This is a genomic window from Achromobacter sp. NCFB-sbj8-Ac1-l (assembly GCF_052695805.1).
This window is the reverse complement of record NZ_CP199812.1, coordinates 372093-392292: the sequence shown is the minus strand read 5'-3', so window position 1 is coordinate 392292 and position 20200 is coordinate 372093. Positions and strand designations below refer to the sequence as shown.

The following is a 20200-nucleotide window of genomic DNA, read 5'->3' as shown; positions in this document are numbered from 1 at the left end:
CGGGGCTACGCTGCGCGCCGAAACGCCGACGGCGCCACGCCGTAGGCCGTGCGGAACGCGCGGTTGAAGTGGCTTTGATCGTAGAAGCCCACGTCGGCCGCGACCTGCGCGATCGACGCCTGCGCGCGCGCCAGCACCGCGCAGGCCCGCTCCAGGCGCAGCCGCGTCAGCCAGGCATGCGGGGTCAGGCCGACCGATAGCGCGAAACGCCGCAGGAACTGGTAGCGGCTCAGGCCGCACAGCCGCGCCAGGTCTTGCAGGCTGATCTTGTCGGCCAGGTGGGCCTGGCAGTAATCCAGCACCTGGCGCGTATGCACGGCCGACAGGCCGCCGCGGATATCCTGCGGCGCCACGGCGCCGGTACGGGCGAACAAGGCGCCCATCAGCGCCAACGATACGGATTCATGCGCCAGCGGACCGGAAGGCGCGCCGTCCATCCACGACGCGTGCAATGCCATGAAGCGAGCCGCCAGCCGCGCATCTTCGACCAGCGTGCCCGTGAAGCGCTCGTCCGGCCCCGCCCCCGAGACTTCGGCGATGAAACCGCGCATCAGGTCCGGCGCGATGCGGAAGGTCTTCAGCGTATAGCTGTGGCCGTAGTCGTCCACGCCGGTGCCGTCATGGACCTCGCCCGGCGGCATCAGCGCCACCGCGCCGGGCCCCAGCAGGATGCTCCGGCCGCCAAAGGTCTGGCGCTGCACGCCCTGCGTCACCAGGCCGATGTGGTAATCCACGTGGTAGTGCCGGTCGAACTGGAATTCGGACAGGCGCGCTACGCCCAGCACCAGGCCCGGCGTACCCGCCACCGGTTGATATCGAACGTCGTCCTTCATGGATAGCGCCATGGTGCAAAGCGGCAGGTATACGCCCTGAAGCCGCCCTCCGTCATGTAATTTATTGCGGCGCTACTTCTTGAGCAACGCCTTGAGCATGGCCATGCGCTCTTTGGGATTCATGGCGGCCGTGGTCTCGTCTTCCTGCACGGTCGGATCATCCAGCCCCATTTCCTCGATGAAACGCGATGGCTCGCGCACCACGTCTTCGCGCGCCCGGCGACGGCGCTTGCACCAGCTGAGGTTCAGGCTGCGCTGGGCCCGCGTGATGCCCACGTACATCAGGCGGCGTTCTTCCTGGATGCGGGTGGCCAGGTTTTCGGCGGCACGCGCCGGGTCGCCGTCTTCGTCGTCCTTGCCCAGGTGCGGCAGCAGGCCTTCTTCGACGCCGGCCAGGTAGACGTGCGGATATTCCAGCCCCTTGGACGCGTGCAGGGTCGACATCTTGACCGCGTCCGGCTCTTCTTCTTCGCCGCGCTCCAGCATGGTGACCAGCGCCACGTGCTGCACCAGGTCGAACAGCGACATGTTGTCTTCTTCGGCCTTGCGCTTGAGCCAGCCGGTCAGTTCCAGCACGTTCTGCCAGCGCGTCTGCGCCGGCCGCTCGTCGAACAGCTCGAACAGGTGGCGTTCGTATTGGATGGCCTGCACCAGATCGTCCAGGATGACGCCGGCGGGTTCAGCCGGTGCGGCGTCCTTGCCCGACGTGGCGCCCCGGCCGGCGCGCCACTGCATGCGGCGGATGAATTCGGTGAAGGTGCGCAGGGGTTCCAGCTGGCGCGGAGCCAGCAGGCTCTCCAGGCCGGTTTCTTCCACCGCCGCCAGCATCGAAAGCTCGCGGCTGGCGGCGTACTGGCCCAGCGTCTGCAGCGTGGCCTGGCCGATGCCGCGCTTGGGCGTGGTGGCCGCGCGAATGAAAGCGGGATCGTCATCGTCGTTGGCCAACAGGCGCAGGTACGACAGCACGTCGCGCACTTCGGCCTTGTCGAAAAAGCTCTGCCCACCCGAGATCGTGTACGGAATCTTCAGGTTGCGCAGCGCCTGCTCGAGAATGCGCGACTGGTGATTGCCGCGATACAGGATGGCGAAGTCCTTCCATTGCGCCTGGCGTTCGAAGCGCGAGGCCGAGATCTTCATGGCGATGGATTCGGCTTCCTGCTCTTCGCCGTCCATGGCCGACACCACGATGGGCTCGCCCACGCCCAGGTCCGACCACAGTTTCTTGTCGAACAGCTTGGGATTCTTTTCGATCACCTGGTTGGCCGCCGCCAGGATGCGCTGCACCGACCGATAGTTCTGCTCCAGCTTGATGAGCTTGAGGTTCGGGTAGTCGGTCGTGAGCTTGGCCAGGTTCTCGATGGTGGCACCGCGCCAGGCGTAGATGGCCTGGTCGTCGTCGCCCACCGCCGTGAACATGGCGCGCGGCCCGGTCAATAGCTGCACCAGGCGGTACTGGCACACGTTGGTGTCCTGGTATTCGTCCACCAGCAAATAGCGCACGCGGTTCTGCCAGCGGGTGCGCACTTCTTCGTTGTTGGCCAGCAGCATCGCCGGGATGCGGATCAGGTCGTCGAAATCCACCGCCTGGTAGGCGGCCAGCGTGGCGGCATAGCTGCGGTAGACATTGGCGGCTTCGACGTCGCCCGGCGTGATGGCTTCGCGCGCGGCATCGTCCGGTTCCATCAGCGCGTTCTTCCACAGCGAGATGATGCCCTGCACGTGGCGCAGCCGGCCCTTGTCGGTGGTGGCGAGCAGTTCCTGGATGATCGCCATGGCGTCATCGGCATCCAGGATCGAAAACGTGGGTTTCAGGCCGGCATTGCGAGCCTCTTCGCGCAGCATCTTCACCCCCAGCGAGTGGAAGGTGCTGATGGTCAGGCCCTTGCCCAGCTTGCGGTCGACCAGCGTCTTGACGCGCTCGTCCATCTCGCGCGCGGCCTTGTTGGTGAAGGTCAGCGCCACCACGTTGCGGCCCATGTAACCGCATTCGCGCAGCAGGTAGGCGATCTTCTGCGTGATCACGCGCGTCTTGCCGCTGCCTGCGCCGGCCAGCACCAGGCAAGGGCCGTCCAGGTACAGCACCGCTTCTTTCTGCGCGGGGTTCAGGCCGTGGCCAATGGGTTCGCTTGCGGACATGGAGACTCAGAGAATGGAGCACGATCATAGAGCAATCAGGGTGGCGACGCCGAGGCCGCCGCCGTCAGATTTCCAGCGGATCGACCTCCAGTTGCCAGCGCACGCGGGCCTCGTTGGCCAGATACGGCAGATGGTGCGACCACGACGCCAGAAACGCCTGCAACGCCGGGCGGCTGGTGCTTTCGACCAGCAACTGGGCGCGCTCGATATTGGCCACCCGCACCACCCGCAGCGGCACCGGGTCGTACAGCATGATGGCGTCCAGCCCCGGGAAATCGGCCGCCCATTCGCCTTCGGGCAAGGCCCGCGCCTGCTGCAGGAATGCCTGCGCCACCGCCAGCTCGCGCGCCTCGGCCGTCAATAGCGCCTGGTAGGCAAACGGCGGCAGGCCGGTGCTTTCGCGTTCGTGCAGCGCATGGCGGGCAAAACCCGCGTAGTCGTGCCGCAGCAGGGCCTGGTACACGGGCTGCTCGGGGTAACCGGTCTGGATGATGACCTGGCCGTTGCCTTGGTGGCGCCCGGCCCGCCCCGCCACCTGCATCAGCTGGGCGAACAGGCGTTCGGGCGCGCGGAAATCGTGGGCAAACAGGGCCGAGTCCGGATTCAACACCCCCACCAGCCCCAGCCGCGCAAAATCGTGGCCCTTGGCCACCATCTGGGTGCCCACCAGGATGTCGACCTCGCCCGCATGCACCGAGGCGAACAGGGCCTCGGCGCTGCCTTTCTTGCGCGTGCTGTCGGCATCGATGCGCAGGATGCGGGCTTCGGGGAACAGCTCGGCCAGGTGCTCTTCCACGCGCTGGGTGCCGCGACCCATCGGCGCCAGATCCTGGTCGCCGCATTCGGGGCAGGCATGCGGCACCGGCGCCTGGTAGCCGCAGTGATGGCATTGCAGGCGGTGGCCACGGCCCGCGCGATGCAGCACGGTGAAGGCCGTGCAGCGCGGACAGTTGCTGACCCAACCGCAGGATTGGCAATGCAGCACCGGCGCAAAGCCGCGCCGGTTCAGGAAAATCAGCGACTGCTCTTTGTTGGCCAGGCGCTCGCCGATGGCTTCCAGCAGCTGCGGCGACATGCCGTGCTTCATTTGCAGGCGGCGGGTGTCCACCAGCTTCATCGACGGCAAGGTGCTGGACCGCGCGCGCGCCGGCAAGGCCAGCCGCAGGTAGCGCCCGCGCTCGGCGTGCTGCCAGGTTTCCAGCGACGGCGTGGCCGACCCCAGCACCACCGGAATATCCAGGTCGTGTGCGCGCCACACCGCCAGGTCGCGCGCGGAATAGCGCAGGCCGTCCTGCTGCTTGTAGGACGCATCGTGCTCTTCGTCGACCACGATCAGGCCCAGCTCGCTCATCGGCGCAAAGATCGACATGCGCGTGCCCAGCAGCATCCGCGCCTGGCCGCGTTGCGCCCGCGACCAGGCCTGCAGCCGTTCGCCATCGGACAGGCCGCTATGCATCACCGCCAGGCCGTCCGGGCCCACCAGGCTTTCCAGCCGGGCCCGCAGCGCACCTTCCAGCTGCGGTGTCAGGTTGATTTCCGGCACCATCAGCAGCACCTGGCGCCCGGCCGCCAGGACCTTTTCGGCGGCGCGCAGGTAGACCTCGGTCTTGCCGCTGCCGGTTACGCCGTACAGCAGCACCGGCTTGAAGCTTGTCAGCCCGGCGATGGCGTCTACCGCGGTCTGCTGGGCGTCGTTCAGGTCGGGCGGCTGGTCGGCCGTCGCGGCGGCGCGTACCGCCTTGCGTTTGCGCGCATCCAGCCGCGCCACCGGGCCGCCCGCCGACCGCTTGCCCTGGTAGGCGGTGGGTTTGCGCAGCGGTGGCGGCAGCGTGGGCAGCATCACCTCGCCCAGCGGCCGTTGATAGTATTCGGCGGCAAACCGGGCCAGGCGCAGCCAGGCGTCGTCAAACGGCGGCAGGTCTTCCAGCACCGCCTCGATCGGCTTGATCTGCTTCGGTTCGAAGGACGGTTCGGCCGGGTTGTCCACCACCACGCCGACCAGCTTGCGGCGGCCGAACGGCACGATCACCCGCAGGCCCGCCGTAATGGGGGCTGTGTGGCGATAGTCGAACGGACCGGGCAGCGGCACGTCCAGCGCCACGCGCACCCAGGAGGTCGCCGCCGGCTCGACCGGCGTGGATTCGACCAGCGCGAAGACTTCAGACATGAGCTGCGGAACGGAACATTGACTGGGCGGACCCGAAACGGCTCCGGTCCCTACCCTGTGGATAACTTTGGGGAAAAGGCTGGAGCAACGTCAGAAATTGGAATAAGGCAAGATTGCATCAAGTCTTGCAAAGCTGTTGAAAACCTATTTTATTCCAACAAAAACAATAGCTTATGCAAACTTCCAAGATTGTAAACAAGCTTCTAGAGGGTTTTCCCCAAGCGTAATCTTGCTGTGCACAAGTCTCCGCCCGGGGCCTCCAGCTTCGGCCCTAAGGGCCGAAGCGTTCACTCACTTACCCTCTGAGCGAACGGCTGTGTTGGTGGACTTCGTCGACCAATTCGGCTACCGCTTCGGGCGGCGTGAAACGCGAAATGCCATGGCCCAAGTTGAACACATGGCCGCCCTTGCCCACCGGGCCGAAGGCATCCAGCACCCGGCGCGCCTCGGCACGGATGGCGGGGCCGCCGCCGAACAACGCCATGGGGTCCAGGTTGCCCTGGAACGCGACCGAATCGCCGGTGCGGCGCCGCGCCGCAGCCAGGTCCACGGTCCAGTCCAGGCCCACGGCATCGCAACCACAAGCGGCGATGGCTTCCAGCCACTGTCCGCCCCCCTTGGTGAAGACAATCGCGGGCACGCGGCGCCCTTCGTGTTCGCGGGTCAGGCCCGCCACGACCTTGCGGGTATAGGCCAGCGAGAACTGCTGGAACAGGCCGTCGGCCAGCACGCCGCCCCAGCTGTCGAACAACATCACGGCCTGCGCACCCGCGGCGATCTGCGCATTCAGGTACTGCAGGGTAGCTTCGGCGTTGATTTCGAGAATGCGGTGCAGCAGGTCCGGACGCGAATACAGCATGGTCTTGATCAGGCGGTAGTCGTCGCTGCCCTGCCCTTCGACCATGTAGCAGGCGATCGTCCAGGGGCTGCCGGCAAAGCCGATCAGCGGCACCTTGCCGTCCAGGTCGCGGCGGATGGTGGATACCGCATCGAACACATAGCGCAGCTTGTCCATGTCGGGCACGGCCAGGCGCGCCACGTCATCTTCCGTGCGCACCGGGCGGGCAAAGCGCGGGCCCTCGCCCTCGGCGAAGTCCAGGCCCAGGCCCATGGCGTGCGGCACGGTCAGGATGTCGGAAAACAGGATGGCCGCGTCCAGGTCGAAGCGCTCGAGCGGCTGCAACGTGACTTCCGACGCGTAGTCCGGGTTCTGAGCCAGGCCCATGAAGGAACCGGCCCGCGCTCGCGTCTGGCGGTATTCGGGCAGGTAGCGACCCGCCTGGCGCATGAGCCAGATGGGGGTATAGGGCACGGGCTCGCGCAAGAGCGAGCGCAAGAACACATCGTTCTTCAAGACGGCAGCGGACACGACTATCCTCGATGATCGGAAGCCGTGATTTTACTGCCCCAAGCTGACAGGGCATGACCGGGGCCTGCCAACGCCTTGCCGGTGCGCAAAGCCGGACGTTTTTCACTTGGATTCCAGCCCTGGCGGCCGGCAACCTCCGTGGCTGCTGCGCCGGCCCGTGCGCCATGCGCCGCGCCGTGTTGCCGGGCGATGCCCGTCAGACGTCGCCGCGTTCAGCCCGGCGCCGGTACGGCGCGGCGTCGATGCCGTGCTTGCGCATCAGCGCCCAGAATGCCCGCCTGTGCTTGCTGGAGGCCCGGGCGGCCCGTGCCACATTGCCCTGGTGGCGCGACAACGCCAGGCGGATGTAGTCGGACTCAAAGCCGTCCACCACCCGCGCCTTGGCTTGGCGAAAAGGCTCGTGCGTGCCCCGGTCCGCCTGGTACTGCAGGCCCGCCAGGCCTTGCTGCAGCACCTGACGCGCCAGTGGCGGACGAACGTCCGACGGCGGCACCTGCCGAGCCAGCGGCAGTCTTGCATCAGGCCGGCCAGCCCTGTCCGGGTCCGGCGCGGGGTACACGACCCCGGCTTCCGCGAGCTGGCCAGATGGCGCCCACGGCCCGCGCCGGGCCAGGCGCCCCAGCCTCACCCGCAGGCTTTCCAGGCAATACGGCGCCGTCATGAAATCGGCCGCGCCCAGTTGCAGCAGGTCTTCGATGGCCGGCGCGGTCATGTCGTGCACGAACAGCAGCACCGGCGTGACCAGCGACTCGCCCGCCTGCTGCAAGGCCATGCGCGTCCAGGCCAGCGAGGCCGGCGCGACGGGCAGGATGCAATGGTCGTAGCGCCGCAGGCCCACTGCCAGCCGGGCCAGCGCGTGAATGTCCGGGCCGTCGCTGGCGACCCGGGCGGAAACGCTCGCAACGCCTGTGCCAGCCCGTCTGCCGGCAGCGCGGCTATCGGGTGCCCCTGCCACGGCGGCCTGGGCCCGCAAAGGCACCAGGTGCAGCCGCACCCTGGCCAGCCTGGGCTGGTCGCGCACGACCCAGTCGCGCATGGCAGTTTCGTGGCCAGGGGTCAGCAGTACCCCGCAATCCGTGGTGTCTCGCACGCTTTCTTCCTCAGGCAGCTTGCCTAAAGTTGAAGGCTACGGGCGGGCCGTTCCGCTCGCCATTCGTAGCGAACGCAACTTTCCTGATGGTTTGCCGAGACCGGGGGCCCCGCGGCCGGCATGAAAAAAGCGGCCCGTGGGCCGCTTCTTTCAAGTCCGGGGCAAACCCCGGCGGACAACTGTCGCTTAGTGCGAACGGCCGCCTTGGCGCAGCTTGCGCGCCGCGATGGCTTGCGCAGCCAGCATGGCGAGTTCAGCTTCGACAACCGCGATGTCGGCCTTGTCCTTGGCGTTGGCCAGGGCCTCTTCGGCGCGCTTGCGCGCTTCCAGGGCACGGGCTTCGTCCAGGTCCGCGGCACGGATGGCGGTGTCGGCCAGGACCGTCACGCTGCCCGGCTGCACTTCCAGAATGCCCCCGGCGACGAAGATGTTTTCCTCGCCTTGGTCGGCACGAACGATCTTGACCGTCCCGGGGCGTATGCGCGAAATCAGCGGGGTGTGGCCGGGCAGAATGCCCAGTTCACCCGCCTCGCCAGGCAGCACCACGAACTTCGCCTCACCGGAGAAGATCGCTTCCTCTGCGCTGACGACATCCACATGCAGGGTAGCCATATCGGTTCCTTATTGCAGTTTCTTGGCCTTCTCGAAGGCCTCGTCGATCGAACCGACCATGTAGAAGGCCTGTTCCGGCAAGGCATCGCATTCGCCGTTCACGATCATCTTGAAACCACGGATGGTTTCAGCCAGCGGAACGTACTTGCCGGGCGAGCCGGTGAACACTTCGGCCACGTGGAACGGCTGCGACAGGAAGCGCTGGATCTTGCGCGCGCGGGCCACGGCCTGCTTGTCTTCCGGCGACAGTTCGTCCATGCCCAGAATCGCGATGATGTCGCGCAGTTCCTTGTAGCGCTGCAGCGTTTGCTGCACGCCACGGGCCACGGCGTAGTGCTCTTCGCCGACGACTTGCGGGTCGAGCTGGCGGCTGGACGAATCCAGCGGGTCCACGGCGGGGTAGATACCCAGCGAGGCGATGTCACGCGACAGCACGACGGTCGAGTCCAAATGCTGGAAGGTCGTGGCAGGCGACGGGTCGGTCAAGTCGTCCGCAGGGACGTACACGGCCTGGATCGAGGTGATCGAGCCGGTCTTGGTCGACGTGATGCGCTCTTGCAGCTTGCCCATTTCTTCGGCCAGCGTGGGCTGGTAGCCCACGGCCGACGGCATACGGCCCAGCAGTGCCGACACTTCGGTACCGGCCAGGGTGTAGCGGTAGATGTTGTCGACGAAGAACAGGATGTCGCGGCCTTCGTCGCGGAACTTCTCGGCCATCGTCAGGCCGGTCAGCGCCACGCGCAGACGGTTGCCCGGGGGTTCGTTCATCTGACCGAACACCATGGCGACCTTGTCCAGAACGTTCGACTCTTCCATTTCGTGGTAGAAGTCGTTGCCTTCGCGGGTACGCTCACCCACGCCGGCAAACACCGACAGACCGCTGTGCTGCTTGGCGATGTTGTTGATCAGTTCCATCATGTTGACGGTCTTGCCCACGCCGGCGCCGCCGAACAGGCCGACCTTGCCGCCCTTGGCGAACGGGCACACCAGGTCAATAACCTTGATGCCGGTTTCCAGCAGTTCCACCGACGGCGACAGTTCGTCGAAGCGGGGAGCCGATTGGTGGATGCCACGCTTTTCTTCGTGCTGGATCGGGCCGGCTTCGTCGATGGGACGACCCAGCACGTCCATGATGCGGCCCAGCGTGCCGGTGCCGACCGGCACCGAGATCGGGGCGCCCGTGCCCGTGACCTTCATGCCGCGGCGCAGGCCGTCGCTGGAGCCCAGCGCAATGGTACGCACCACGCCGTCGCCCAGCTGTTGCTGCACTTCCAGCGTCAGGCCCTTTTCGGCGAACGAGGAGGTCTCGTCGTCGGCCAGGGTAAGCGCTTCATAGATCTTGGGCATGTGATCGCGGGGGAACTGAATATCCACCACGGCGCCGATGCACTGAACGATGGTTCCGTTGCTCATGTCGATTCCTTGCTTGATAGCTTTAGATGGGAGCTGCCTGCCTTAAACGGCGGCAGCGCCCCCTACGATTTCCGAAATTTCTTTGGTGATCGCGGCCTGGCGGGTCTTGTTGTAGACCAGCTGCAGATCGCCGATGACCTTCTTGGCGTTGTCCGACGCCGCCTTCATGGCGACCATCCGGGCCGACTGCTCCGAAGCCATGTTCTCGGCCACGGCTTGGTACAGCAGGCCTTCAACGTAACGCTGCAGCAGGTCGTCGATCACGCTACGGGCGTCGGGTTCGTAGATGTAATCCCAGCTGTAGTCCGACTTCACTTCCGACGTCTTCGCCAGGCTTTCGGCGCCCGTCTGGTACGGATCTTCCAAACCGCTGGCCAACGGCAGCAGGCGCAGGAACAGCGGCTCCTGCTTCATCGTGTTGACGAAGCGGGTCGAAGCCACGTACAGCGCGTCGATGCGGCCTTCCAGGTAGGCGTCCAGCTGCACCTTGATCGCGCCCAGCAGGCGGTCCAGTTGCGGCTTGTCGCCCAGTTGCACGTCCTGGGACACCAGTTTGGCGCCGATACGGGTCAGCACACCCACGCCCTTGTTGCCGAAAGCGGTCGCTTGCACGGCGATGCCGTTCTTCTCGAACTCTTTCAGCTTGCCCAGCACCACGCGAGTGATGTTGGTGTTCAAGCCGCCGCACAAACCCTTGTCGGTCGTCACCATGACCACGCCGACCGCCTTGACTTCGCGTTCGACCAGGTACGGGTGGCTGTACTCGGGGTTGGCTTGCATCAGGTGCGCAGCAATCTCGCGCACCTTGGTGGCGTACGGACGACCGGCACGCATCCGTTCCTGCGCCTTGCGCATCTTGGATGCGGCGACCATTTCCATCGCCTTGGTGATCTTGCGCGTGTTTTGCACGCTCTTGATCTTGGTTCGGATTTCCTTAATTCCGGGCATTGCGCTTTCCTGTGAAGACTGGCCGATGGGTTCCGCTCACGCCTCAACCATCCGGTAAGGATGGGTGAGGCGTTGCAGACGCCTAACCCATCACTTTCTTAAAAAGCACCGTGCTTCTTGAATTCCTGAACGGCGGTGGCCAGTTCGGCCTCGTCGTCCTTGGACAGTTCCTTGGTGTCTTCGATGCGCTGGATCAGGGCCGCATGCTTGGCCTTGAGCTGATCCTTCAGCGACTTCTCGAACGACAGCACTTGGGCCACGTCCACGTCATCCAGGTAGCCGTTGTTGACCGTGTACAGCGTGACGGCCAGTTCCCACACTTGCAGCGGCTGGTATTGCGGCTGCTTGAGCAGTTCGACCACGCGCTTGCCGCGTTCCAGCTGGCGACGGGTGGCGTCGTCCAGGTCGGAAGCGAACTGCGCGAAGGCGGCCAGTTCACGGTACTGCGCCAGGTCGGTACGGATACCGCCGGACAGCTTCTTGATGACCTTGGTCTGCGCAGCGCCACCCACACGCGACACCGAGATACCGGCGTTGATGGCGGGACGGACACCGGCGTTGAACAGGTCGGTTTCCAGGAAGATCTGGCCGTCGGTGATCGAGATCACGTTGGTCGGAACGAAGGCGGACACGTCGCCAGCCTGGGTTTCGATGATCGGCAGCGCGGTCAGCGAGCCGGTCTTGCCCTTGACGGCGCCATCGGTGAACTTCTCGACGTAGTCTTCGTTCACGCGGGCAGCGCGTTCCAGCAGGCGCGAGTGCAGGTAGAACACGTCGCCCGGGTAGGCTTCGCGGCCCGGCGGACGGCGCAGCAGCAGCGACACTTGGCGGTAGGCCCAGGCTTGCTTGGTCAGGTCGTCATAGACGATCAGGGCGTCTTCGCCACGATCGCGGAAGTATTCGCCCATCGTGCAGCCGGCGTAGGCGGCCAGGTACTGCATGGCGGCCGAGTCGGAAGCCGAAGCGGCCACGACGATGGTGTATTCCAGCGCGCCGTGCTCTTCCAGCTTGCGAACCACGTTGTTGATCGTGGAAGCCTTCTGGCCGATAGCGACGTACACGCAGGTGACGCCCTTGCCCTTCTGGCTGATGATGGTGTCGACGGCCACGGCGGTCTTGCCGGTCTGGCGGTCGCCAATGATCAGTTCGCGCTGGCCACGGCCGATGGGAACCATCGAGTCGATAGCCTTGACGCCGGTTTGCAGCGGCTGCGACACCGAGCGGCGGGCGATAACGCCAGGCGCCACTTTTTCGATGATGTCGGTGGCCTTGGCGTTGACCGGGCCCTTGCCGTCGATCGGCTCGCCCAGCGTGTTGACCACGCGGCCTTTCAGTTCGGGACCGACCGGAACTTCCAGAATGCGGCCGGTCGTCTTGACCTGGTCGCCTTCGGAGATGCCGGTGTAGTCACCGAGAATAACGGCGCCGACGGAATCGCGCTCGAGGTTGAGCGCCAGACCGAAAACGTTGTTGGGGAATTCGAGCATTTCGCCCTGCATCACGTCGGACAAGCCGTGGATGCGGGTAATACCGTCGGTCACGGACACGACGGTGCCCTGAGTACGGACATCAGCCGAAGCGCCCAGGCCCTCGATGCGGCTCTTGAGCAGTTCGCTGATCTCGGAGGGATTGAGTTGCATATTGACTCCTGGAATCCTGTTAGTTGCCTTAAGCGGCGAGCGTATCGCGCATGCGGGCCAATTGGGCTTGTACGGACGTATCGAGCACCTGGTCCCCGACGGCCACGCGCACGCCGCCAATCAACGACGGGTCGACGGTGACGCTGGGCTTGAGCTTGAGGCCGAATTTGTGTTCAAGGGCGGTGACCAGTTCTTTGACTTGGGCATCGCTCAGCTCGAACGCGCTGGTGATTTCCGCCTGCGCCGTGCCATCGTGACGATTCCGCAGCACCACGAATTGCGTGGCGATATCGGGCAGCAGCAGCAGCCGGTCGTTTTCAACCAGCAGCTCGATGAAATTGCGGGCGGCTTGCGGCAAATCGGCCTTGATCAGGCCGGTAAACAGGTCGACGCGCTGCTTGTCACCCAGACGCGGGTCGGCCATGGCCTCGCGCACGTCGGGGTTGGATGCGACCTGCGCCAGCTCGCTGACCAGGTCGGCCCAGACCTGCAGACCGGCCTTGTCGTCGCGCGCGGCGGCGAACAAGGCTTCGGCGTAGGGCCTGGCAACAGTGGAAAGTTCAGCCATGACGGTCCCGGATTAAAGCTGCGCGCGAAGCTGGTTCAGCAGCTCGGCGTGCGCGCGGGCGTCAACCTCGCGCTTGAGGATCTGTTCAGCACCCTTGACAGCCAGCGCGGCAACGTCGTCGCGCAGCGAATCACGGGCGCGCTGGACTTCCTGCGCGGCATCCTGTGCAGCTTGCGCCACGATGCGGGCACGCTCGGCTTCCGCTTCACGGCGGGCCTGCTCGATCAGGGAGGCGGCTTGTTTCTCGGCCTCGATGATGCGGGCGTGGTTTTCGGACTTGGCAGAAGCCTCGATCAGACTGACGCGCGCCTGGGCCTGGGCCAGATCGGCCTTGCCCTTCTCGGCGGCGGCAAGGCCGTCGGCGATTTTTTGGCGGCGCTCGTCCATCGCCTTCGTCAGAGGAGGCCACACGAATTTCATCGTGAACCAGCCCAGAACGAAGAACACGAGCATCTGGAAAATGATCGTCGCGTTCAGATTCACGGTCGTTCCTTTAACACCTTGCGGCTCCGACGGCACCCGGGAGGGGCAACGCGGAGCACTCGATACTTTGCTGACCGGCGACGGGGCTTATGCCCACATCGCCGCCAGCGTCATGACCCGCCTTTTCGCCGGCGGGCGTGCCTTAGCCGACGAACGGGTTGGCGAAGGCGAACAGCATGGCGATACCCACGCCGATCAGGAATGCCGCGTCGATCAGGCCAGCCAGCAGGAACATCTTCGTTTGCAGAGCGTTCATCAGTTCAGGCTGACGAGCCGAGGCTTCCAGATATTTGCCGCCCATCAGTGCGATGCCGATGCAAGCGCCGATAGCGCCCAGACCGATGATAAGACCGCAAGCGAGAGCAACGAAAGCGACGTTGGTCATGACAACTCCTTGGTTAGAAATCTGAAGTCAAAAAATAAAAAATGAGGGTACTGCTCAATGCAAGAGGATCTTGCTATCCAGCGCCGGCCGGGTGGCCGACGCCGGAAATTCGGGGGATCAGTGGCCTTCGTGGGCCTGGCCGAGATACACCAGGGTCAGCATCATGAAGATGAAGGCCTGGAGCAGCACGATCAGGATGTGGAAGATTGCCCAGATCGAGCCGGCCAGCACGTGGCCGATTCCCAAGCCGATGCTCGAACCGTTGAAGCCGGTCCAGGCGCCGCCCAGGAGGGCGATCAGCATGAAAATCAGTTCGCCGGCAAACATGTTGCCGAACAACCGCATGCCCAGCGATACGGACTTGGCGGCGTATTCGATGAGGTTCAGCAGCAGGTTGAACGGTGCCAGCACGACGGCGCCAATGCCGTGCGCGTGGAACGGCGCGGTGAAGAGTTCTTTGACGAAGCCGCCCGGGTGCTTGATCTTGATGCCGTAGTAGAACATCAGCAGCAGTACGCCCAGCGACATGCCCATGGGCACGTTCAGGTCGGCGGTGGGCAGCACGCGGTGGTAGTAGAGGGGGTCGCCATGGTGCACGCCCAGGCCGGTCCAGCGCCAGATCGAGGGCAGCAGGTCGACGGGCAGCAAGTCCAGCGCGTTCATCAGGATGATCCAGAGGAACACGGTGAGCGCGAGCGGGGCGATGAAGAGGCGGCTCTTGGCGTTGTGGACAATGCCCTTGGCCTGGTCGTCGACCATGTCGACGATCATTTCCACGAAGGCCTGGAAGCGGCCCGGAACGCCGGCGGTCGCACGGCTGGCGGCGCGCCACAGGAAGAAGATGACGATCAGACCCGTCAGGCCGGACCAGAACAACGAGTCGTAATTGATGATGTCGAACTGAGCAATTGCGCTCTGTTTCTCGCCCGTATTGTTCAGATGCACCAGGTGATGCTGAATATACGCGGACTGAGGCGACACGTCGCTGGCAGCAGCCATTTGAATCCTACCCTATTTGCTGTATGCCCAGCCCTTGCGAGCTGGACGATTCCACGATTCGGTTTGCCGTAAATTTCCCGGCGCGCTATGACAACTTGCGGAACATCAAAAGCAGGAGATATCCCTTCAAGGTGAGTATCAGACCGAGCAGTGCGGCAGGCCAGACCAGCGTGTCCTGCGCCACATGCGAAAGCAGCCACAACAGCAAGGCCGTTGCGAACAACTTGATCAACTCACCAGAGAGAAAGGTAAAGGGACTGGCCTTACCGGCCCGAACACTGACAGCCAGGCGCAATGCGAACAACGCATTGGGTATGAAATACGCTCCTGCCCCCGCCAGCGCCGACCAACCTGCCGCCGCCCCTCCGACAACCCCCGCTATTACTGCTGCTGCGAGCCCCATGGCGCCTTGCGCCACCAGCGCCAACAAGAGTCCGCGACCCGCTTGAGCATTCAGCGCCGCGCGGTCCGCGTCGCTAAGCACCAGCACCCGGTCCACCGAGTCCTGATTCGCCAGAACCTGGCGCGCTTCGCCCTGTTGCGACAGTTGCTGTTGTTGCATCTGCCGCGCAGGTTCGTGCCGCACTGTGTTCTGCTGCATCAAACTTCCCCGCGTAAATTCCGGCCTGGCCACCTGCCCGACAAGAAACCCCAAAGCGCTATTGAAATCCATTCAAGTAGCCCCACGTAGTTCCTGGCCCAGCTTCTTTCGCCCGGCTTTTCTGGCCTGGCTTTTCAGCCTGGCCGCATAGCCGTGCCTCGTTGCCCTGCCGCTTTGTCCTGCCCTCTTGTCTCGCTCAAGGACCAGTGCTGTCGGCACCTTTGCCCTTATCCCGCAAGCGTCAAACCCGCAGAGTATAGCGTGATTCTTTTTGCCCGAGCAAATGAACTTTCGGGGGTTTGTAAGGTGACAACGCGGGCCTGAAGCCCCGCGGGTTCACAGAGAAATTGGGGACGCGAATAGCACACCCCGCCGCCGCCCTCACCGCCCATCGGCAGGACGTGATCGCCCAAAAAAAAGCGGCCCGCCGGGGCCGCTTTGCCTTTGGCGGGCGCCACCCTCATGGCGACGCCCTCGCGCTGCAGGCAGATCAGTCCCGCTTGACCGGCGGAGGGGCCCACAAGCCATCCAGCGCCGTGTCCTGCGGCCAGTACAGACGCATGCTCAGCAGGAAGCGGCCTTCGGTGGCCGGCGTCGCCAACCAGTTCGAGCGCTTGCGTCCGCCGGGGTCGCGCCGCTGGATATAGATGTCCAGCGAACCGTCGGCGTTGTACTTCAGGCCGTCCGTGCTGCGCAGCACATAACGGTTGGCGGGGTTGTCCGGGAAGGCGTGCTGGTCGTTGTAGACATGCAGCGACCAGAACGCGTTGGCCGGCGGCAACTGGCCCTTGTCGAAATGCAGCACGTAGTCTTCGTTCGACGACAGCACGCGGCCCTTGGAATCAGACACGGTGACCGGATACAGCACATCTTCCGGCGTGGGCGCGCCCAGGCCCGCGTAGGCGATGGCGGCGCGGCGCGTGTAGTCGGTACCGTAGGTGCCGATGCCGGTCAGCACCGTATTCCAACCATTGATCGGCGTGGCCAGGCGCGACACGCTGTCGGCGATGCGGCGGCCGGCCAGGGGCTGCGCTTCGGCCAGGGCCTGCTGAACGGTCGGGCTCAGGCGGCCATACGAGAACGGCTGGCGACCATCCAGCCCGATGCGGCGCATGCGATCCAGGATGGGCGTGTCATTGGCATGCGGCGGGTTGTTGCGCAGCACGTCGAAGAACAAGGTGAAGAACGAGGCCGCGTCCATGGCGGCTGCCTGCTCGGCCGGCGTGCCGTCGACCACGGTGACCGGCATGGGCAGCGGCACGTCGCTGCCGATGGGCGCGGTGCCGACCCCCGGGCCGGTTTGCGGATAGGGCGACGCCGCGCCGCGGGCGCGTCCCGGCACCGGGACAACCGGCGCGATCAGCGGGCTGGCCGACATGTTGGCCTGGATCTGGTTCACGTTGGCGTAGTCCTGCGGACCGCCGGTCTGGGTCCAGCCGATCAGCCAGCCGGTGGAGGTGGGACTGTGGATCACGTCCACGCCGGGCGGCAGCGTGCCCTGCCAGTTAGGGCCGACGATGGCGAACGACTGCGGGCCGGGGCCGTTGGTGCGGGTGCCGCGCGAGGCGAACACATCACTCCACATGTCCAGCGCCGACAGCACGCTGTAGCGGTTGCCGGTGTCGGGCAAGCGCACGATCAAGGGCGCACGCGACACGTCGAACCACAGGCTGGAGTACAGCGCGTCGGCGCTGGGCCACGGCGTGTCGGCCGCGCGCGGATCGGGGAATGCGGCCTTGTGGCCGAACTGGTTCACTGGCGCCTTGCCGTCCAGCGGCGACTGCACGGCGGTGGCCTTGCGGCGGGCCAATTCCATCAGCACCATCGGATACGCGTAGACGTAGGCATCGATGGCCGTCTCGCGCAATTCCTGCGCGCTCATCTGCGGCGCGGGCGCGGCAGCGGCGGGGTATGGCGTCTCGGACACCAGCCGCATCGACGGCCGCGGCGATTGGGCTTGCGTAGCGGTCACGAAGCAGACGCCCAGGGCGCCCGCGAGCACGGCGGCAGACCACCGGCGGTTAAAGGGGGAAGTACGCATGCAAGGCTCCTTGTTGCTATTGTTTGCAGGCGAGCCGCCGCGCGTGGGCTTACCAGTTCGGTCAAGCCTCTCTGGCGCGGCACCTCTTTGTGATGACGCCCGATCAGGATAGGACCGAACACTGCAACAAGGTGCTGCCCAAAGGTTTCAAGGCGCAACGTCCCGGGCCCCCAAACGCCCCCAATAAAAACGCGCCCTGGCGGGGCGCGTGGGACGGGTGGGGACGCGACCGAGCGCCCCGCGCCAACGTAACAAGAATTAACGGTGTTTGAAGTCCGGTTTGCGCTTTTCGGTGAAGGCCGCCATGCCTTCCTTCTGGTCTTCGGTGGCGAACAGCGAATGGAACACGCGGCGCTCGAACAGCAGCCCTTCGTTGAGCGAGCCTTCGAAGGCACGGTTGACGCACTCCTTGGCCATCATGACCGACGGCAGCGACATCGAGGCGATGACGGTGGCGGCGTCCATGGCCTCTTCCATGAGCTTGTCGGCCGGCACGACGCGCGACACCAGGCCGGCGCGCTCGGCCTCTTCGGCGCCCATCATGCGGGCGGTCAGGGCCATGTCCATGGCCTTGGCCTTGCCCACCGCGCGCGGCAGGCGCTGGGTGCCGCCGGCGCCGGGGATGACACCCAGCTTGATTTCAGGCTGGCCGAATTTGGCGCTGTCGGCGGCGATGATGATGTCGCACATCATGGCCAGTTCGCAGCCCCCGCCCAGGGCATAGCCGGCGACCGCGGCGATGACGGGCTTCTTGATGCGCTTGAGGGTTTCCCAGTTGCGGGTGATGTATTCGCCGCCGTAGACATCCATGTACGACCAGTCTTTCATGGCGCCGATGTCAGCGCCGGCGGCGAAGGCTTTTTCGCTGCCGGTGATGACCACGGCACCGATGCCGGCGTCGGCTTCAAAGGCCAGCAGCGCCGCCCCGAGCTCGTCCATCAGTTGATCGTTGAGCGCGTTGAGCGCCTTGGGGCGGTTCAGCGTCAGCAGACCGACGCGGCCGCGGGTTTCGACCAGCACAAACGACTCGCTCATTGAATGTCTCCAGGGGAAGGATGAAATAAGATATGCGCATGGATAAAACCGATGCTTTCCCCGTACTTTACCGCCTCGCGCCCCATGACCCCGCCGGACACCGCTACCGGATAACCCTAACCGTCCAGGCCCCCTCGCCGGACGGCCAGCGGCTGTCGTTGCCGGCCTGGATTCCGGGCAGCTACCTGATCCGTGATTTCTCCCGCCAGATCGAGTCGTTGACCGCCTATTCGGGCAGCCGGCGCGTGCTTGTCGACAAAATAGACAATCACACCTGGCAGGCGGCGCCCTGCGATGGGCCGCTACGGGTGGAGTATTCGGTGTACGCCTGGGACTTGTCGGTGCGCGGCGCGCATCTGGACGAAACGCATGGCTTCTTCAACGGCACCAGCGTGTTCCTGCGGGTGCACGGGCAAGACCACCTGCCGTGCCTGGTGGACCTGGCGCCGCCGCGCGGCATCGACGGCTGGAAGGTCTACACCAGCCTGCCGGAGGCCCGCGGCCATCAGGGCGCGGCGCGGCGGCATGGGTTCGGACGCTATCTGGCGCCCGACTACGATGCGCTGATCGACCATCCGGTGGAAATGGGCACGCCGCAGGTGGCGAGCTTCACCGCGCATGGCGCCGAGCACGAGCTGGTGTTCACGGGCGTGGCGCCCAACCTGGACCTGGCGCGCATCACGGACGATGTACGCAAGATCTGCGAAACCCAGATCGCGTTTTTCGAGCCGCGCACCAGGCGCGCGCCGTTCCTGGACAGCGCGGATCGCTATGTGTTCATGACGATGGTGACGGGCGACGGCTACGGCGGCCTGGAGCATCGCGCGAGCACGGCGCTGATGACGGCGCGCAAGGATCTGCCGGTGCTGGGCCAGCAGGGCCAGGGCGACGGCTACCGGGGGTTCCTGGGGCTGGTGAGCCACGAGTATTTCCACACCTGGAACGTGAAGCGGATCAAGCCGCAGGCCTTCGTGCCGTACGACCTGTCGCAGCCGGACCTGTCGCGGCTGCTGTGGGTGTTCGAGGGATTCACGTCTTACTACGACGATCTGCTGCTGTTGCGTTCGAACGCGATCACGCAGAACGATTATCTGCGGCTGCTGGCCAAGACGATCACGAGCGTGGCGCGTACGCCGGGGCGGCACAAGCAGTCGGTGGCGGAAAGCTCGTTCGATGCCTGGACACGCTATTACAAGCAGGATGAAAACTCACCGAATGCGCTGGTGAGCTATTACACGAAGGGTGCGCTGGTGGCGCTGGGGCTGGATCTGTTGATCCGCCAGGAGTCGGCCGGGGCATATTCGCTGGACGACGTGATGCGGCTGCTGTGGCAGCGCTATGGGCGGGATTTCTATCGGGGCAAACCGCAAGGATTGCCTGAGGATGGGCTGCCCGAGGTGATCAAGGAAGCAACCGGGGTGGATGCGCGGCGCTTCATCGCCCGCTATGCCTATGGCGTGGCGGATGTGCCGCTGGCCGAACTGCTGGCGCCGCATGGAATCAAGGTGCAGTGGAAGGTGTCGGCGAATCTGCCGTCGCTGGATGTGCGCACGCGCAAGCAAGGGGACTCGCTGGTGCTGGCTACCGTGTTGGAAGGCGGGGCTGGGCATAAGGGGGGGTTGTCGGCGGGGGATGTGCTGGTGGCCATTGATGGGTTGAAGGTTGAGGGGGCTGCGGGGGTGGAGGTGTTGCTGGGGCAGTATCGGGCGGGGGATCGGGTGGATGTGCATGTGTTTCGGCGGGATGAGTTGAGGGTGTTTACGGTTCGGTTGAGTGGGCCTGAGGCGTTGGATTGTGTGTTGACTGTTGGGTGAGGGTTTTTTTGATGGTTTTGGTTGAGGGCTCTTCTTTGGAAGGGTCCTTTGCTTTTTTGCGTCGGT

17 protein-coding genes are annotated in these 20200 nt (G+C 65.0%); 1 reads left to right on the top strand and 16 read right to left on the bottom strand.

Annotation, left to right across the window (positions count from 1 at the left end):
- Positions 1 to 5: 5 nt before the first annotated feature.
- The 16 genes from ACUDP5_RS01860 to ACUDP5_RS01785 form a co-directional block, all read right to left on the bottom strand.
- Positions 6 to 833, bottom strand: coding sequence for an AraC family transcriptional regulator (locus ACUDP5_RS01860; protein ID WP_263915736.1), 828 nt, complete (start codon positions 831 to 833; stop codon positions 6 to 8).
- A 72-nt stretch (positions 834 to 905) separates the two neighbouring features.
- Positions 906 to 2969 (bottom strand): UvrD-helicase domain-containing protein, encoded by a 2064-nt coding sequence (locus ACUDP5_RS01855; RefSeq protein WP_263915737.1) that lies wholly within the window; start codon positions 2967 to 2969, stop codon positions 906 to 908.
- Positions 2970 to 3033: 64 nt separating this feature from the next.
- Positions 3034 to 5136, bottom strand: coding sequence for a primosomal protein N' (locus tag ACUDP5_RS01850; protein WP_445658035.1), 2103 nt, complete (start codon positions 5134 to 5136; stop codon positions 3034 to 3036).
- A 295-nt stretch (positions 5137 to 5431) separates the two neighbouring features.
- Positions 5432 to 6505 (bottom strand): uroporphyrinogen decarboxylase, encoded by a 1074-nt coding sequence (gene hemE / locus ACUDP5_RS01845; RefSeq protein WP_263915739.1) that lies wholly within the window; start codon positions 6503 to 6505, stop codon positions 5432 to 5434.
- A gap of 196 nt (positions 6506 to 6701) precedes the next feature.
- A complete protein-coding gene (locus ACUDP5_RS01840) occupies positions 6702 to 7595 on the bottom strand; it encodes a helix-turn-helix domain-containing protein (RefSeq protein WP_445658034.1) in 894 nt (297 codons plus the stop codon).
- Positions 7596 to 7781: 186 nt separating this feature from the next.
- On the bottom strand, positions 7782 to 8207 hold the full coding sequence (locus ACUDP5_RS01835) for a F0F1 ATP synthase subunit epsilon (protein ID WP_006392535.1): 426 nt from the start codon (positions 8205 to 8207) through the stop codon (positions 7782 to 7784).
- A gap of 9 nt (positions 8208 to 8216) precedes the next feature.
- Complete coding sequence (gene atpD / locus ACUDP5_RS01830) at positions 8217 to 9620, bottom strand: F0F1 ATP synthase subunit beta (RefSeq protein WP_263915741.1); 1404 nt, start codon at positions 9618 to 9620, stop codon at positions 8217 to 8219.
- A gap of 42 nt (positions 9621 to 9662) precedes the next feature.
- The gene (gene atpG, locus ACUDP5_RS01825; protein ID WP_263915742.1) at positions 9663 to 10568 is read right to left on the bottom strand and encodes a F0F1 ATP synthase subunit gamma; all 906 of its coding nucleotides are present in this window, start codon (positions 10566 to 10568) and stop codon (positions 9663 to 9665) included.
- A gap of 98 nt (positions 10569 to 10666) precedes the next feature.
- Positions 10667 to 12208 (bottom strand): F0F1 ATP synthase subunit alpha, encoded by a 1542-nt coding sequence (gene atpA, locus ACUDP5_RS01820; protein ID WP_263915743.1) that lies wholly within the window; start codon positions 12206 to 12208, stop codon positions 10667 to 10669.
- A gap of 28 nt (positions 12209 to 12236) precedes the next feature.
- Positions 12237 to 12776 (bottom strand): F0F1 ATP synthase subunit delta, encoded by a 540-nt coding sequence (locus tag ACUDP5_RS01815; protein WP_025139745.1) that lies wholly within the window; start codon positions 12774 to 12776, stop codon positions 12237 to 12239.
- Between the two features lie 12 nt (positions 12777 to 12788).
- On the bottom strand, positions 12789 to 13259 hold the full coding sequence (locus ACUDP5_RS01810; RefSeq protein WP_006227275.1) for a F0F1 ATP synthase subunit B: 471 nt from the start codon (positions 13257 to 13259) through the stop codon (positions 12789 to 12791).
- A 142-nt stretch (positions 13260 to 13401) separates the two neighbouring features.
- A complete protein-coding gene (gene atpE, locus ACUDP5_RS01805) occupies positions 13402 to 13644 on the bottom strand; it encodes a F0F1 ATP synthase subunit C (protein WP_003815363.1) in 243 nt (80 codons plus the stop codon).
- 117 nt (positions 13645 to 13761) lie between these two features.
- Entirely contained in the window at positions 13762 to 14643 is an 882-nt protein-coding gene (atpB, locus tag ACUDP5_RS01800) for a F0F1 ATP synthase subunit A (protein ID WP_263915744.1), read from the bottom strand.
- Between the two features lie 85 nt (positions 14644 to 14728).
- The gene (locus ACUDP5_RS01795; protein ID WP_175193693.1) at positions 14729 to 15142 is read right to left on the bottom strand and encodes an ATP synthase subunit I; all 414 of its coding nucleotides are present in this window, start codon (positions 15140 to 15142) and stop codon (positions 14729 to 14731) included.
- Positions 15143 to 15734: 592 nt separating this feature from the next.
- Entirely contained in the window at positions 15735 to 17285 is a 1551-nt protein-coding gene (locus tag ACUDP5_RS01790; protein ID WP_445658033.1) for a DUF1254 domain-containing protein, read from the bottom strand.
- A gap of 258 nt (positions 17286 to 17543) precedes the next feature.
- A complete protein-coding gene (locus ACUDP5_RS01785; RefSeq protein WP_263915746.1) occupies positions 17544 to 18320 on the bottom strand; it encodes an enoyl-CoA hydratase in 777 nt (258 codons plus the stop codon).
- A gap of 32 nt (positions 18321 to 18352) precedes the next feature.
- Between ACUDP5_RS01785 and ACUDP5_RS01780 the strand changes: the two genes are divergently transcribed.
- Complete coding sequence (locus ACUDP5_RS01780) at positions 18353 to 20134, top strand: M61 family metallopeptidase (protein WP_263915747.1); 1782 nt, start codon at positions 18353 to 18355, stop codon at positions 20132 to 20134.
- The last annotated feature ends 66 nt before the right edge of the window (positions 20135 to 20200 follow it).